This window comes from Sphingomonas sp. SphC10 (genome assembly GCF_057004845.1).
On the sequence record NZ_JBSLMQ010000002.1, the window covers coordinates 118,356 to 133,868 of the forward strand.

At 63.2% G+C, this 15,513-nt stretch carries 13 protein-coding genes and 1 pseudogene; 9 read left to right on the plus strand and 5 right to left on the minus strand.

Annotated elements, in window-relative coordinates:
• Positions 1–68: 68 nt before the first annotated feature.
• The 8 genes from fghA (at position 69) to ACWKSV_RS18315 (ending at position 10,964) form a co-directional block, all read left to right on the plus strand.
• On the plus strand, positions 69–899 hold the full coding sequence (fghA, locus tag ACWKSV_RS18280; RefSeq protein ID WP_017980842.1) for an S-formylglutathione hydrolase: 831 nt from the start codon (positions 69–71) through the stop codon (positions 897–899).
• A 20-nt stretch (positions 900–919) separates the two neighbouring features.
• A complete protein-coding gene (locus tag ACWKSV_RS18285; protein WP_020486679.1) occupies positions 920–2,251 on the plus strand; it encodes an NAD(P)/FAD-dependent oxidoreductase in 1,332 nt (443 codons plus the stop codon).
• Positions 2,252–2,295: 44 nt separating this feature from the next.
• Complete coding sequence (locus tag ACWKSV_RS18290; protein WP_017980844.1) at positions 2,296–3,570, plus strand: DUF3422 domain-containing protein; 1,275 nt, start codon at positions 2,296–2,298, stop codon at positions 3,568–3,570.
• A 62-nt stretch (positions 3,571–3,632) separates the two neighbouring features.
• The gene (gene uvrB, locus ACWKSV_RS18295; protein WP_017980845.1) at positions 3,633–5,609 is read left to right on the plus strand and encodes an excinuclease ABC subunit UvrB; all 1,977 of its coding nucleotides are present in this window, start codon (positions 3,633–3,635) and stop codon (positions 5,607–5,609) included.
• Positions 5,610–5,631: 22 nt separating this feature from the next.
• The gene (locus ACWKSV_RS18300) at positions 5,632–8,286 is read left to right on the plus strand and encodes an excinuclease ABC subunit UvrA (protein ID WP_017980846.1); all 2,655 of its coding nucleotides are present in this window, start codon (positions 5,632–5,634) and stop codon (positions 8,284–8,286) included.
• A gap of 144 nt (positions 8,287–8,430) precedes the next feature.
• Positions 8,431–9,516, plus strand: coding sequence for a Dyp-type peroxidase (locus ACWKSV_RS18305; RefSeq protein WP_026151879.1), 1,086 nt, complete (start codon positions 8,431–8,433; stop codon positions 9,514–9,516).
• Positions 9,509–10,330: a family 1 encapsulin nanocompartment shell protein gene (locus ACWKSV_RS18310; RefSeq protein ID WP_017980848.1), complete on the plus strand. Its 822-nt coding sequence runs from the start codon at positions 9,509–9,511 to the stop codon at positions 10,328–10,330. The genes ACWKSV_RS18305 and ACWKSV_RS18310 overlap by 8 nt, the downstream gene beginning before the upstream one ends.
• A 52-nt stretch (positions 10,331–10,382) precedes the next feature.
• Positions 10,383–10,964 carry a PRC-barrel domain-containing protein gene (locus tag ACWKSV_RS18315; protein WP_017980849.1) on the plus strand — a complete coding sequence of 194 codons (582 nt, stop codon included), beginning with the start codon at positions 10,383–10,385 and terminating at the stop codon, positions 10,962–10,964.
• Positions 10,965–11,176: 212 nt separating this feature from the next.
• On the opposite strand, the gene ACWKSV_RS18320 is transcribed toward ACWKSV_RS18315, so the two are convergent.
• The 4 genes from ACWKSV_RS18320 to ACWKSV_RS18335 all read right to left on the minus strand — a co-directional run bounded on the left by ACWKSV_RS18320 (position 11,177) and on the right by ACWKSV_RS18335 (position 13,507).
• Entirely contained in the window at positions 11,177–11,323 is a 147-nt protein-coding gene (locus tag ACWKSV_RS18320) for a hypothetical protein (protein ID WP_191864868.1), read from the minus strand.
• Between the two features lie 400 nt (positions 11,324–11,723).
• Positions 11,724–12,203, minus strand: coding sequence for a hypothetical protein (locus tag ACWKSV_RS18325; RefSeq protein WP_231376736.1), 480 nt, complete (start codon positions 12,201–12,203; stop codon positions 11,724–11,726).
• A gap of 483 nt (positions 12,204–12,686) precedes the next feature.
• Positions 12,687–12,833, minus strand: a complete 147-nt coding sequence (locus ACWKSV_RS18330; RefSeq protein ID WP_018250478.1) for a hypothetical protein — start codon at positions 12,831–12,833, stop codon at positions 12,687–12,689.
• Positions 12,833–13,507, minus strand: a complete 675-nt coding sequence (locus tag ACWKSV_RS18335) for a putative quinol monooxygenase (protein WP_010408781.1) — start codon at positions 13,505–13,507, stop codon at positions 12,833–12,835. The genes ACWKSV_RS18330 and ACWKSV_RS18335 overlap by 1 nt, the downstream gene beginning before the upstream one ends.
• An 87-nt stretch (positions 13,508–13,594) precedes the next feature.
• Here ACWKSV_RS18335 and ACWKSV_RS18340 point away from each other — a divergent pair.
• A pseudogene (locus tag ACWKSV_RS18340) lies at positions 13,595–13,753 on the plus strand (aldo/keto reductase); the annotation flags it as partial.
• A gap of 119 nt (positions 13,754–13,872) precedes the next feature.
• Here ACWKSV_RS18340 and ACWKSV_RS18345 read toward each other — a convergent pair.
• Positions 13,873–15,048 carry a zinc-dependent alcohol dehydrogenase gene (locus ACWKSV_RS18345; protein ID WP_018250476.1) on the minus strand — a complete coding sequence of 392 codons (1,176 nt, stop codon included), beginning with the start codon at positions 15,046–15,048 and terminating at the stop codon, positions 13,873–13,875.
• Positions 15,049–15,513: the final 465 nt, after the last annotated feature.

Sequence of the window (15,513 nt, forward strand, 5' to 3'; positions counted from 1 at the left end):
GCACCACAGCCAGGAAAAGGGCGCCTATCACCACACCGTCCACCAACCGTCGAAGCAAGGAAACAAAAATGGAACGTGTCGAACATCACGCCAGCTTCGGCGGTTGGCAGGACGTCTATCAGCATGACTCGATCAGCCTGGGTTGCCCGATGAAGGTCGGCGTCTATCTGCCTCCCCAGGTGAAGGACGGTCGCGTGCCGGTGCTGTATTGGCTGTCCGGCCTGACTTGCACCGAACAGAATTTCATTACGAAGGCTGTCGCGCAGCGTTTCGCTGCCGAGCACGGGATCATCCTCGTCGCGCCGGACACGAGCCCGCGAGGCGAAGGCGTGGCCGACGATCCCAGCTATGATCTGGGACAGGGCGCCGGCTTCTACGTCAACGCGACTGAGGAACCTTGGGCTGCCCACTACCGCATGTACGATTATGTCGTCGAGGAATTGCCGGCGCTGATCGAAGCCACATTTCCGGCCGATGATCGCCGGGCGATTGCCGGTCATTCGATGGGCGGGCACGGCGCACTCGTTGCCGCTCTGCGCAATCCGGGGCGCTATCGCAGCGTATCGGCCTTTTCGCCGATCGTCGCGCCGAGCCAGGTGCCTTGGGGCGAGCGCGCTCTGACGGCCTATCTCGGAGACGATCGCGCCGGGTGGAAGCATTACGACACCATCGAACTCATCAAGTCCGCCAGCGAGCGCCTGCCGTTGCTCGTCGATCAGGGCATGGATGATGAGTTTCTGGATCGCGAGCTGCGCCCGGATCTGCTGAAGGCGGCCTGCGAGGCTGCGGGGCACCCGCTGATCCTCAACCTGCGACCCGGCTACGATCACAGCTATTATTTCATCGCTAGCTTCATCGGCGAGCATATCGGCCATCATGCCAAGGCGCTGTTCCAATGAGCGCGGCGGCATCCTCGGCCATGCGCGAAATCGCGTCCAGCAATGACCCCGCCTCCGGTCGCCATCGCGTGGTGGTCGTGGGCGCGGGCTTCGGCGGCCTCGAAACCGTCCAGCGGCTCGCGGGGAGCGGCGTTGACATCACCCTTGTCGATCGCCGCAACCACCATCTTTTTCAGCCGCTGCTCTATCAGGTCGCGGGCGCGTCGCTGTCGCCATCGGAGATCGCCTGGCCGATCCGCTCGCTCTTCGCCAAGCGCAAGGACGTTCGGACTCTGCTCGGTGAGGTCGAAGGCGTGGACACGGGCAACCGGCGCGTCGTTCTCGAAGACGGCTCGACGCTTGGCTATGACACACTCGTCATCGCGACGGGCGCGCGGCATTCCTATTTCGGGCATGACCAATGGGAGCCTTATGCTCCGGGCCTCAAATCGCTCGAAGATGCGACCACCATTCGCCGGCGCCTTCTCGTCGCGTTCGAAGAAGCCGAGCGCGAGAGCGATCCCGCGCGCCGTGCGGCCTTGCAGACCTTCGTTATCATCGGCGGCGGGCCTACCGGCGTCGAACTGGCCGGCACGATCGCGGAGCTTGCCCGTCTGACACTGGTGCGCGATTTCCGGTCGATCGATCCGCGCGCGACGCGGGTGGTGCTGGTCGAAGCCGGGCAGCGGCTCCTGCAGGTCTTCCCGGAAGATCTGTCGGCCTATACCGCTCAGGCGCTTGAAAAGCTCGGTGTCGAAATCAAGCTCGGCAAGCCGGTCACGGAATGTTCCGAGCATGGGGTCGTGGTCGACGGTGTGCCTATTCCCGCTGAAACGATTTTGTGGGCAGCAGGCGTTCAGGCCTCGCCCGCCGCGCGCTGGCTGAACGCTGAAGCCGATCGCGCGGGCCGCGTGGTCGTCGGGCCGGACCTGACAGTGCCAGGACACCCCGACATTTTCGTGATCGGCGATACCGCAGCCTCGAACGGGTATGACGGCAAGCCGGTGCCCGGTCTCGCGCCGGCTGCAAAGCAGGCCGGACAATATGTGGCCCGGCTGATCCGCCAGCGCTTTAAGGGGCAGAATGCTTCGGAACCGTTCCGTTACCGGCATCAAGGCAATCTGGCGACGATCGGCCGCAGCCTTGCGGTCGTCGATATGGGCGGGTTCAAATTGCGCGGTGTTCTGGCGTGGTGGATGTGGAAACTGATCCACATCTACTTCCTGATCGGGACGCAAAATCGGATGAGTGTTGCACTAAGCTGGATGTGGACCCACGGCATAGGATATCGTGGCTCGCGTCTGATTACTTACAGCGATCTCGCTCAGCACGATGCCGGGCAGGACCATGACAAGGGGAGGGAAGGCGATTGAGTGAAGAGGGCAGCGCCGAGAACAGCGGTTCAACTGTCTATGGAATGCCCACCTATGAGAATAGGCGGGTTGCCATCGACGAGGTTCATGCGCGCCCTTATTTGCTGATAGATGCGCCGCGTGCCCTGGTGCAGCTCGCCTTCATGAACGAGGGCAATCTGACGAAGGACAAGGCGACCCTCGCGGAAATATCGAGCCGGATGGGCGCCCCGCTGCCGGATCAGGACACACCTCTTCATGGCCTGACCTGGGATCAGGGTAAATTGCACTGTGAGAAGCACACCGAGTTCTCGACCTACTTGTGGAGTGCGCCCCTCGATCCGGGCACCGGGGAGCTGGCGGGTGAAGATCCGTTCAAGCACGGCTTTACGCCGCCCGGGCCGGTCATTTGCGGCGTCCGCCTGGACGTTGTTACGTGGACCGAAGAGACCGCGACCTATATCGATCGCTTCGACCCGATCAGCCGGTGTCATTCGCTCGTCGAGGATGGCATGGCCGATATCGTCACCGATTTCCGTCAGGACGCCGATGGGCTAACCCGCATCCTCATCCTCGATCGCGGTTTGACGCCGATCCGGCTTGGCGCGCTGGCACAGCGGCTCCTCGAAATCGAGACCTATCGGACGCTGGCCCTGCTCGGCATCCCACTGACCCAATCGCTGGGGCCGCATCTGCGCAGCATAGAGAAGCGCCTTGCCGCCATCACCAACGAGATGCGCAAATCTGCACGCCGCGACAGCGAGGGGCTACTTTCCCGGCTGACCGACCTTTCGGCCGAGCTGGAGGCGGACACGGCGTCCAGCCTCTACCGCTTCGGTGCGAGCCGTGCCTATTATGAAATCGTCGAGGAGCGGCTTGCAGCGCTCGGCGAAACCTTCGTCCCGGGCTGCTATCGCTGGCGCAACTTCCTCCATCGCAGGATCGCGCCCGCCATGCGGACCTGTCGCGTGATCGAGGAACGGCAAGCCAATCTCTCCGACAAGCTGGCGCGCGCGACCACGCTGCTGCGGTCGTGGATCGATGTGCAACTCGAACGCCAGAACAGCGATCTGCTGGCCTCGATGGACAATCGGGCGAAGCTGCAATTGCAGCTTCAACAGACCGTGGAAGGCCTGTCTGTCGCGGCGATCTCCTATTATGTGATCGGCCTGCTCTCCTATCTCATCAAGGGCATACCGGGGATTCACGACATGGTGGCGCCCGAGCTGGTGATCGCCGCTCTGGTTCCCCTTGCCGTCCTTGGTGTCTGGTGGACCGTTCGACAGATCAGGAACGCGCACAGCGACCATGGACCGCCGCCCGCAAAAAAGCAGATATGATCCCTTTATCGCCTCCGTGCGTCTAGCGCGCGCCGGGGGCGAAACCGGCAGGAGGATTTCCAGTGTCGACCGATGTTTTCATACTGCACTCGCAATACACGCCGGCAGGCGATCAGCCCGAAGCGATCGCGCGCCTGATCGCCGGCGTCGAAGAGGGGGCACATCACCAGACCCTCAAGGGCATCACGGGCTCGGGCAAGACCTTCACGATGGCGAACATCATCCATCGTCTGAAGCGCCCCACCTTGATCCTTGCCCCCAACAAGACGCTGACATCGCAGCTCTATGACGAGATGCGGCGATTTTTCCCTGAAAACGCCGTGGAGTATTTCGTCTCCTATTACGACTATTTCCAACCGGAAGTGTATCTGCCGGGCCGCGATGAGTTCATTCCGAAGGATTCCTCGATCAACGAGCATCTGGAACGGTTGCGCCTGTCGACGACAAAATCGCTGATCGAGCGCCGCGATACGATCGTCGTCGCCTCGGTATCGTCGATCTACGGCATGGGCGATCCCGACAATTATCGCGCGCTCCAGGTTCCGCTGACCGAGGGCGCGCGGTTGGGACAGGAAGAGCTTTTCCGCAGCCTGGCGCGCCTGCAATATGATCGGGCCGAGCATAAGCTGAAGCGCGGCACTTATCGCGCTGATGGCGACGCTGTTGAGATTTACCCGGCGGATTCGGAATATAAGGCGCTGCGCGTCGGTTTGGCAAACGGCGTGATCGCGTCGCTCCAATGGTTCGATGCGGCGACCGGCAAGCCGATGGAAAGCGCCGATCACTATCTTGTCTCGCCCAAGACTGTTCTGGCGGCGACCGCAGATCAGGCCCGCAAGGCCGCCACGGCGATCCTCGAAGAGTTGGAAACGCAGGTCGAACGGCTGACCAGCGAAAACCGCCTGACGGAAGCGGCGCGCCTCTATGATCGCATCACCAACGATGCCGAGATGTTGCGCGAGGTCGGATATTGCTCGGGCATGGAAAATTACGCCTGCTATCTGAGCGGTCGTGACCCTGCGCTCCCGCCCATAACCCTGCTCGACTATCTGCCCAAGGACGGGCTGCTGTTCGTCGACGAATCGCATGTGATGATCCCACAGATCTCGGCGATGTTCCGGGGCGACCAGGCCCGCAAGGATACGCTGATCGATTATGGCTTCCGCCTGCCGTCTTCGAAGGACAGCCACCCCCTGAGCTTCCACGAGTTCGAACAGGTCAAGCCGCAGACGATCTTCGTGTCCGCCACCCCCGGCGCTTATGAGGTAAAGGCCTCGCAAGGCAGGGTGGTTGAACAGATCGTGCGGCCGACCGGCCTGCTCGATCCGAAGGTGGAAGTCCGCCCGTCCCAAGGCGCGCGTGACGATTTGCTACGCGAGATCGCGCAGCGCACGCAGCGCGATGAGCGCGTGCTGGTTACGACGCTGACCAAGGTTGCGACCGAGGAGCTGCACGCTTTCCTCGAAAGCGAAGGCATTCGCGCGCGTTACATGCACTCTGACATCAAGGTCGAGGATAGGGTCGCGATCATCGAGGGCCTGCGCGTGGGCGAGTTCGACGTGCTGATCGGGATCAGTTTGCTGCGCGAAGGGCTCGACATCCCAGAAGCGTCGCTGATTGCGATCTTCGATGCAGACCGCGCGGGCTTCCTGCGCTCGGCCCAGGCGCTGATCCAGATGATCGGCCGCGTCGCGCGCAATGTGAACGGCACCGCTGTCCTCTACGCCGATATGGTGACGCCGGCGATGCGGGCCGCGATCGATGAGACCGAGAGCCGGCGACAGCGCCAGATCGCCTTCAACGAGGAGAACGACGTCACACCGCTCTCGTCGGTTCGCGGCCTGGCGTCGGCGCAGCCCTACGGGCAAGAGCCGTCGGTCCATTCGGAAGCCTTCTGCGAGAACCTGTACGAGCTTTGCGACCGGATCACGGAGAAGGAACAGGCGCTGCTCGCGGCGGTGGATCACGGCCAAGAGGATCGGGCCGAGACGATCCGGGGCGAGCTGGACGGCCTCTACCGTCAGTTCATTTATCTGTGACGCGCCGGGTGAAAGTGACCGAATGAGCAAGGATCAGGAGCCTCAAACCACCCCCGGCAAGGAACGCGCGCCGCGATCCGGCTTCGTACAAGTGCGCGGCGCGCGGCAGAACAACCTCAAGAATGTTGATGTGGACGTTCCGCGCGATGCCTTCGTGGTGTTCACCGGCATATCGGGATCGGGCAAGTCGAGCCTCGCCTTCGGCACCCTCTATGCCGAGGCACAGCGCCGCTATCTGGAATCGGTCGCGCCCTACGCCCGCCGCCTGATCGATCAGGCCGGCGTGCCGGAGGTTGACGCCATCGACGGGTTGCCGCCCGCGGTCGCGTTGCAGCAGCAGCGCGGCTCGGCCAATGCGCGGTCTTCGGTTGGCAGCGTGACGACGCTCTCCAGCCTGGTGCGGATGCTCTATTCGCGCGTCGGAGAATATCCGCGCAATCAGCCGATGCTCTATGCGGAGGACTTCTCCCCCAACACCGTGGCCGGGGCCTGCCCGACCTGCCACGGCATCGGGCGCGTCTATGACGCGACCGAAGAGACGATGGTGCCCGACGACAGTCTCACCATTCGCGATCGGGCGATCGCGGCATGGCCGCCGGCGTGGCACGGCCAGAACCTGCGCGATATCCTTGTGTCGCTCGGCTATGATGTCGACACGCCATGGCGCGATCTTCCGAAGAAGGATCGTGACTGGATACTCTTCACCGACGAGACGCCGACGGTGCCGGTCTATGCGGGTCTGACGCCCGAACAGACGCGCGTTGCCCTCAAGCGTCGTATGGAGCCGAGCTATCAGGGCACCTTCACCGGCGCCCGTCGCTACGTGCTGGAGACCTTCGCCAACACCAAAAGCGCGCTGATGAAGAAGCGTGTCTCGCAATATATCATCGGCCGCGATTGCCCGACCTGCGACGGCAAGCGCCTGAAGCGCGAGGCCCTGTCGGTGAAGTTTGCCGGCCTGGACATCGCCGAGTTTGGCGACCTGACGGTGCTGAAGCTCCGGGACTTGCTCACGCCCGTCGCCCATGGCGAGTATGGTAGCGCCTCGACGACCCTGAAGGGCCATGTTCTCGGCAAGGCGGCCCGCGATGCGGCGGTTGAACGTAGGGTCGCGGCGGGAGGCTCGGCACACAAGGCAGCGCCTGACGTGCGCCGCACGCCCAATCTTTCCGATGAGAAGCGGGTCGCCGCGCAGCGTCTCGCATCCGAGCTGCTCGAACGGCTAGGCCCGCTGATCGACCTTGGCCTTGGCTACATCTCGCTCGACCGCAGCACGCCGACGCTTTCCTCCGGCGAGCTGCAACGCCTGCGCCTTGCCACTCAATTGTCGTCACAGCTTTTCGGCGTGGTCTATGTGCTGGACGAGCCATCGGCGGGGCTGCACCCGGCAGACGGCGAAGCGTTGCTGACCATCCTTGAGCGGCTGAAGGCGGCGGGCAACTCGCTGTTCGTTGTCGAGCATGATCTTGACGTGATCCGCCATGCCGAATGGCTGGTCGATGTGGGGCCAGGTGCCGGCGAAAAGGGCGGCGAAGTGCTCTACAGCGGCCCGATCGCAGGGCTTGCCGGCGTCGAGGCGTCGATCACCCGTCGCTATCTGTTCGCAGAACCTGACGCCCATGACCGGACCCCGCGCGAAGCAAAAGCATGGCTCCGTCTTGAAGGTGTGACCCGCAACAATCTTCACGGGCTCGACGTCGCGCTACCGATTGGCTGCTTCACCGCCGTCACCGGGGTTTCAGGATCGGGCAAGTCCAGTCTTGTCAGCCAGGCACTTCCGGAGCTTGTGACGGAACAACTCGGCGGCACGCCGGCTGCCGAGGAGGAGGATACCGATCCGCTGCTCGATGTTGCGCGGGAAGAGACCGAAGGCCGCATCGTTGCGGGCATGGAGCATGTGCGCAGGCTGGTGCGGGTCGATCAGAAGCCGATCGGCCGCACTCCACGCTCGAACCTCTCCACCTACAGCGGCCTGTTCGATCATGTGCGCAAGATCTTCGCGAACACCCCACTGGCGCGCCGGCGCCACTACAGCCCGGGCAGGTTCTCCTTCAACGTCGCACAGGGCCGCTGCCCGGTGTGCGAGGGTGAGGGCTTCGTCATGGTGGAGCTGTTGTTCCTGCCCAGCGTCTATGCGCCCTGCTCGACCTGCCATGGCAGCCGCTACAATCCGCAGACGCTCGAAGTCGAATGGAACGGCCGCAACATCGCCCAGGTGCTTGAGCTGACGGTGGACGAGGCGTGCGACTTCTTCGCGAGCGAACCGTCCGTCATGCGCTCGCTCGATGTGCTGCGGGAGATTGGCCTCGGCTATCTGAGGCTTGGACAGCCGGCGACGGAACTGTCGGGCGGCGAGGCCCAGCGCATCAAGCTCGCGACCGAGCTGCAACGCGCCCAGCGTGGCAACACCATCTACATCCTCGACGAGCCGACTTCGGGGCTTCACCCTTCCGACGCTGATCGGCTGATGCGGCACCTGCAGGGCCTTGTCGATGTCGGCAATACGGTCGTCGTCGTCGAGCATGACATGCGAGCTATTTCACAGGTGGATTGGGTGATCGATCTGGGGCCTGGCGCTGGCGAAGATGGTGGCCGGATCATCGCGAGCGGCGTCCCTCACGATGTTGCCGAAGCGCAAGGCAGCCTGACCGCGCCTTATCTAAAGGCGGCGCTTTAGCCGCTTGGACGCCGGCGACAGGGGGGAGTGGGACTATGGTGAGTCTTGTCGATTGGGGTGTGGCGATCCCGATGATCGAGCACCGGCCATGTCTTGCTGGGATGTGATAGCGATGGTCCTGCCCGACCATTCAGGGAGTTGAACGTGCCTTCTACCGTCTCTCAAGATGTTACCGCTCGTTCCCAGGCCGTCGATGCCCGGCTTACCCGCGCTGCGATCTTTCTGGTCGTCTCGATGGGCGCCGGGGAGAAGCCGGAAGCGGGGGTGCGGGGTCTTTGCGCCATCCTGTCGTCGCTGGTTCGTGGCGTGGGCTTCCGGGCGGCAGACGGCGGACTTTCCTGCATCATGGGGATCGGCTCCGATGCTTGGGACCGGCTATTCGGAGCGCCGCGGCCGAAGGAACTGCATCCGTTCCGGGAAATCCGCGGCGTCCATCATGCGCCTTCGACGCCCGGCGACCTGCTGTTTCACATTCGCGCCGCGCGTCAGGATTTGTGTTTCGAGATGGCGGCGCAGATCGTGAAGCGTCTCGCCGGCTTCGCCTCGGTGACGGACGAGGTGCATGGCTTCCGCTACTTCGACGATCGCGACCTGCTGGGATTTGTCGACGGGACGGAAAACCCCGTCGAGCAGGGAGCCAGAGATGCCACGGTGATCGGGGCGGCGGACGATCCGGTCTTCGCTGGCGGCAGCTATGTGATCGTCCAGAAATACCTCCACGACCTCGACAAGTGGAACGCGATTCCCGTGGAGCAGCAGGAGAAGATCGTAGGGCGCGAGAAGCTGTCGGACATCGAGCTGGACGAGGCGGCCAAGCCGAGCTTCGCGCATAACGTGCTCACCAACATCGAGGAGGACGGCGAGCAACTCCAGATCCTGCGCGATAACATGCCGTTCGGCGATGTTGGTAAGGGCGAGTTCGGCACCTATTTCATCGGTTACGCCCGCTCGCCGACCCGCATCGAGCGGATGCTCGACAATATGTTCATCGGTTTGCCACCCGGCAATTACGATCGCTTGCTCGATGTTAGCCGGGCCGTGACCGGCTCGCTTTATTTCGTGCCGTCGGCTGATTTTCTGGACGAGGTAACGCCGGAGCCAGCCACGGCCGATGGCGATGAGGCGGTAGCCGAGGCGCCCGCATCCACGGCGCCGGCACCGGAGCCCTCGTCAGCATCGGATGGATCGCTGCGCATTGGATCACTCAAAGATGAGGCAGGACATGAATAACCTCCATCGCGAACTCGCCCCCATCTCCGACGCCGCTTGGGCGCAAATCGACCAAGAAGCGACCCGAACTCTCAAGCGCTATCTGGCCGCGCGCCGCGTCGTGGACGTGCCGGAACCGAAGGGGGCCACGCTCGCGGCCGTGGGAACGGGCCACACCAAGCCGATCGATGCGCCCAGCGATGGCGTCCAAGCCGTGCGGCGTGCGGTCAACGCCGTGGTCGAACTGCGCGTGCCCTTCACGCTGACCCGCGCGGCGATCGACGATGTGGAGCGCGGCTCCGAGGATTCGGACTGGCAACCGCTCAAGGAAGCCGCCCGCACGATCGCCTTTGCCGAAAATCGCGCGATCTTTGATGGCTATGCCGCTGCCGATATCGGCGGCATCCGTCCCGGCGCGAGCAACGAGCCGGTGCCGCTGCCCACGGCCGTCGCCGGATATCCCGCCATCGTCGCCCAAGCCGTCGATCGGTTGCGCCTTGCCGGGGTCGAGGGGCCTTATCGACTGGTGCTGGGCGATGATCCGTTCACCGCGATCAGCGGCGGCAGCGAGGAGGGCTATCCGGTGCTCCAGCACATCAATCGTCTGGTGGACGGCGATATCATCTGGGCGCCGGGCATCATGGGCGGCGTCGTCCTGACAACGCGGGGCGGCGATTTCGAACTCGATCTCGGACAGGATTTGTCGATCGGCTATCTCAGCCACACCGCCGAGGCGGTCGAGCTGTACCTGCAAGAGAGCTTCACCTTCCGGCTGTTGACGAGCGAGGCGGCTGTTTCGCTCCCGACAACGGAAGCGTCGGCGCAGCCGGCGTGAAGGCGTTGCCGGTTGCGCCGCCCGCACGCGGGCCGCAGCGAGGGGTGGGACAATGATAAGTCTCGTCGGTTGGATCGCCACGATCGCGACGATGATCGCGGCGATGATGACGGCTTCCAACCTGGGCGCGCGCGTGACGGGCTGGGGCTTCGTGGTGTTCAGCATCAGCTCGGTTTGCTGGACCACATTGGGCTACGCCACAGGACAGACAGCCTTGGTTGCCACCAATGGATTCCTGATGCTGACGAACCTAGTTGGTATCTGGCGATGGTTGGGGCAGCAGACCAAATATGAGGATGGCGGCCGATCGGCCGAAACAGCCAGCCAAAGATCCGATACGCCGAACCTGTTCACCGCGACCGGCCTGATCGGCATGGCGGTTGATGACAAGAGCGGGATGAATCTGGGCCGGGTTGTCGAGGCCCTTATCGAATGTTCGACCGGCAGGATAAACTATGTGGTGATCTCGGACGAGCGATATGCCGGTCTTGAAGAGACATTGCGAGCGGTGCCGCTCGAATCCCTCAGGATCGGCTACACGCGCATGACGCTGTTGCTGGACGGCCCGAGCTTCCTGTCACAGCCCGGCCTCAAAAGTCGTGACTGGCCCGCCTTCGCTCCGATCAATCCCTAGCAAGCGATCGCTCACACCAATTGGAGCGCGCGATCATGATCTTGACCGGGGCCAAGAAAGCGCAGGATCAGGATACGGTGGGCTTCTGGCCGGTAGATGTAGGCGCTTGCAATCGTAGCGGCGTCTGCTCGCAAACAGCCGGTTTTTCTGCTCACGCTCTCTGCCACTGGCAGGTGGCATCCTGCTCGAATTATCTGCCAATGTGCTCGCCATCATCCGGCGCTGCTTGCAAACGGGGCGTCGTGCTCACGCTTCCTGCCAATGGGTTCTCCAAACCCGTCGCCGGCAGCCGCTTTTGCGAAGAAGGTTTTCAGAACAGTTTTGACAAGCAGCAGGCCGCAGAAATGCGTTGCGGTCATGGCCCGCCGGCAAGGTCGTCAGAAAGGAAGGTTTTCGCGAACAGAGGACGGCGCATAGAATGGGCACAGATATACGTTTATGACCGAACCCGTCGAACTGCGCTGGCCGCGATCGTCCCGTTTGGGATCAATGGTCGGGATAGGATTCTCTTCATGCCCCAGCCGGTATAAAGGAACCGCCCCGATCGTAGCGGCTGCGTCGTTATCCCGCCTACCCAACCCGTGGGCTCGACCTTCGGCCCAGCCGGGCCCGCCTCAACGTGGCCCGTCGACTGCGATGACCGCGGCGTCGTCTAGCTGGAACCGGCCAAAGTCGTCGTCGCCCCATAACGAACGCTCCAGCCGGCCGACAAGCCGGATCGGCTTCCCGGTCGGCATTGACCCATAAGGCAGCGAGTATTCATGGTTTTGCGTCGAGGGAGCCGATCATAGGCAGGAATACGGCACAACCCGTTTCCTTGCAGGAAAGATCAAGCACCAGGTTCTTCCCCGATCCGTCGTTCCGCCCAGCAAACGTCCACAGAAGGCTGCGGCGCTCGGGATAGTTCGGGTCGGCGACACGGTAGGAAGCTACGCCTGCGGGGCGGCCGTCGAGCGTGAGCTGATCCGCTTTGTAGTTGGTCCCGGAGCTCGCGATCGGCAGCGCCGATCCTCGGCCTGTCACTGTGAACATGCCTTCGTAGCCCGGCCCGCGCAGCAGGAACACCGGATCGTCTACCGGGTCCTTTCCCGCCTTCAGAGTCGCATCTGATGGAATGGCGACCGTGCAGCACGAAGGGATCCCGACCGACTTCCAGCCGGCCGGGACCTCGGGTTGCGGTGCGTTCGGCGAGCAGGACACTAGCAGCAATCCCGCTACCGACCACACCGCGACCCTCATATCACCGCACTCCGTAGGCGTTGCGAAGCGCTGTCGTCTCCGTCGAGCACGGGGTGCGACGCACCACGCCCGCCGGCTGACTATAGTGCATGACGCACGCCGTGTTGTTGGCTTCTGAAGCGCGTCAGCCCTGAGCGCTACGGCTCCCTATTGGGGCGATCGAGCTTCGCCCAAATTGCGGGTGCCCGCAGCTTGGAGAAGGATCTTGCGACCAAGCACCTAGTCGCCCTCTACACCGCTTGTGGCGGTAGAGAGCGCTTTTCCGATCAGCACGTCCGTGAGCGGACGGAACTGACCATACCCGATGTTCAATGGTTTGCCGCTAACGACAATCGACCCCAGGGAGCTGTGCATCCCTCAAATCCACGGTTCACTACCCGCTCTGCTGAGGCCTTGGCGGGCGATTTTACATTGGAGGATCTGGGCTTCATCTTCGTTCCTTCGTCACTACGACGAAGCCCAGATCCTCCTTAAATCACAACCTCAAATCTGTGCCATTGGTGCTGACGGCGGACACGCGACCTTGGTGAGCTTCGAATCCGTGCCCGCGGACTTGAACGCGAACGCGGCCCCGGCTGCCGCGGTGCTGGCGACGGCCGCTCCAACGAGCACCTTCTGCTTCGTGTCCATCAGACTGTCCCTCTCTCAAGGGGCCGCGCGACCGACGTGTTCCTGCTCGTCCTCTCCTCATCACCAGCGGATGCAATCTTGAACGCCAAGATTTGTGCGCGGTGGATCTGGGGAGGCTCGGCGAACAGCGAAGCAGCGCTTCCGGATAGCGCCGTGCCGATTTCGCCCGACAGATGCGTCTCGCGCCCTGCCTCGTCGGCGAAGGTATCGAGGATGGCGAACCGAGTCTTTCCGAGACGCAGAGCGTACCACGACAGGGTGCCAGGCTCCCGCTCCACGGCCGATCGGGCTCCTTGGAGGAAGCGGGCAACCTCTTCCTCCGCACCGTCCCGTGCTTCAAGCGGAACATGCAGGGCCAAGCGCGGCAGGGCGTCCGCCGCCGGCACCTTGAGGGCGAGGATGTCGGCCGGCTCGATCTCCGGCAATCCGTTGAGGATGGTGAAGGTCTTCACGACCAGCGCCCGGCCGACCGTGCCGAACAGATGCTTCAGCCGGCCGGCATTGCCGGGGAAGGTATCGAAGATGGCGAAGTCGGCGGGGCCAAAGCGCAGCGCGTACCAGTGCCGCGTGTCCTGCTCATGCTCGACCGGCTCCAGCGCACCCCGGAGGAATTCAGCGGCATCTTCCTGGTGGGTCGGCCCGGCTTCAATGCCTACGAACAGTGCCTTGTGCATCTTTTCTCTCCTTGTTCCGATGGTAGCGCCTCGAGCTCCACGGAAGGCGTCCTGGGCCTAAATCATGGGAAGTTCGCGCGGCCGGGCGCCGACAGCCCGTTCGGCCAGGGCGACTTCCCCGGCCCGCGCACCCCTGGCGGGCGCGTGCTGGAGGAGATCGCGGCCAGCCACGGCACGACCGCACGCCAAGTGGCGCTTCGCTTCCTGGTGCGTCGGCCATCGCTGTTCGCTATGGTCAACGAGTCCTGACCCTAGGTCTGCCGACATACTTGGTCGCAAGCTGATCGACACCGCCGCTACACGTGCTCCAAAGCGGCGGTGTCGATCGGCATCGATAAGCGTCCTGTTCCCGGTTATTCCGCCAATCAACCGTGCGGGCGCATAACAACCTTGATCACACCTTCTTCCTTGTCGCGGAATTTAGCGTACATTTCTGGCGCGTCTTCAAGACTGGCCGGGTGGGTGATCACGAAGCTGGGGTCGATCGCGCCCGCGACGATTTTTTCCAGCAACGGTCTAGTATAGCGCTGCACGTGGGTTTGGCCGAGCTTGATCGTTAGTCCTTTGTTCATCGCTGCACCGATCGGAAGCTTGTCACCCATCCCGACGTAGACGCCGGGCACGGAGACCGTGCCGCCCTTGCGGCAGCTCATGATCGCCTGCCGCAGGACGTGGACGCGATCAGTGGCGAGCATCATGCTTGCCTTCACCTTGTCCATGACCGCGTTCGCCGCCCCGTGCGCGGCCGCCTCGCAGCCGACAGCATCGATGCAGCTGTCGGGGCCCCGGCCCTTGGTTCGCGCCTGCAGCTCGTCGTAGACATCGGTTTCGGCGAAGTTAATCGTCTCAGCGCCACCGGCCTCCGCCATGGCGAGTCGCTCGGGCACCTCGTCGATCGCGATCACGCGGCCGGCGCCCATCATCAGCGCGGAGCGGATGGCGAACTGGCCGACCGGACCGCAGCCCCAGATCGCGACGGTGTCGCCATGCTCGATCTGCGCATTCTCGGCGGCCATGTAGCCGGTCGGGAAGATATCCGATAGGAAGAGGGCCTGCTCGTCGGTAACGTTGTCGGGAATCTTGATCGGACCGACATCCGCCATCGGCACGCGGAGATACTCCGCCTGACCGCCGCAGTAGCCGCCCAGCATGTGGCTGAAGCCGAACAGCCCGGCGGGCGAATGGCCCATCGCCTTGGCGGCCATCTCGGCGTTCGGATTGGTCCGATCGCAGGCCGCAAACAGACCCTTCTTGCAGAACCAGCAATCGCCGCAGCTGATCGTGAACGGCACCACCACCCGGTCCCCGATCTTGAGGTTGGTGACCTCGGACCCGAGCGCCACGACCTCGCCCATGTTCTCGTGGCCGAGGATGTCGCCGGCCTCCATGGTGGGCTGGTAGCCATCCAGCAGGTGAAGGTCCGACCCGCAGATCGCGCAGGCGGTTACTTTGATGATCGCATCGCGCGGGTGCTTGATCTCGGGATCCGCAACGGTGTCGACGCGGACATCGCCTTTACCGTGCCAGCATAGTGCGCGCATGTCGTTTCCTCATCTGAGTGCATGTCCCTGTCGTCAGGGCCATGTCTATGACGCTCAACGCCTTGAGCCGCGGCATGGGTCCCTGTCCATTTGATTCGTTTACATCAACGAGCGGCCGTAAAACGGCCGTACGGCCAGCGGGTTGAACGCAGACGGCATGCCCGGCTTGAAAGCCAGCAAGATAATGAAGTGGGTCGCCCAGGCCGTGCAGCCGGCCGACACGATGGTGATAGGTTCTCACAGGCTGCGCGTCTTCCGCCCTGAGCGTATGGCATGGTCGGCCAGGGCAAAGGACGCATAGATTCCGCAGAGGCAAACCAGGCCGGCGAGCAGCACCAACCACAGATCGTGGTCGTGCCGGACGCAGTCGAAAACCTGTACGACCTGGGAGTACATCATGCTCGGCTAACGGCAAGGCGTTAAGACATCTCCAACCGGCTCATATCGGCTTTCCCTGGCTGTGAT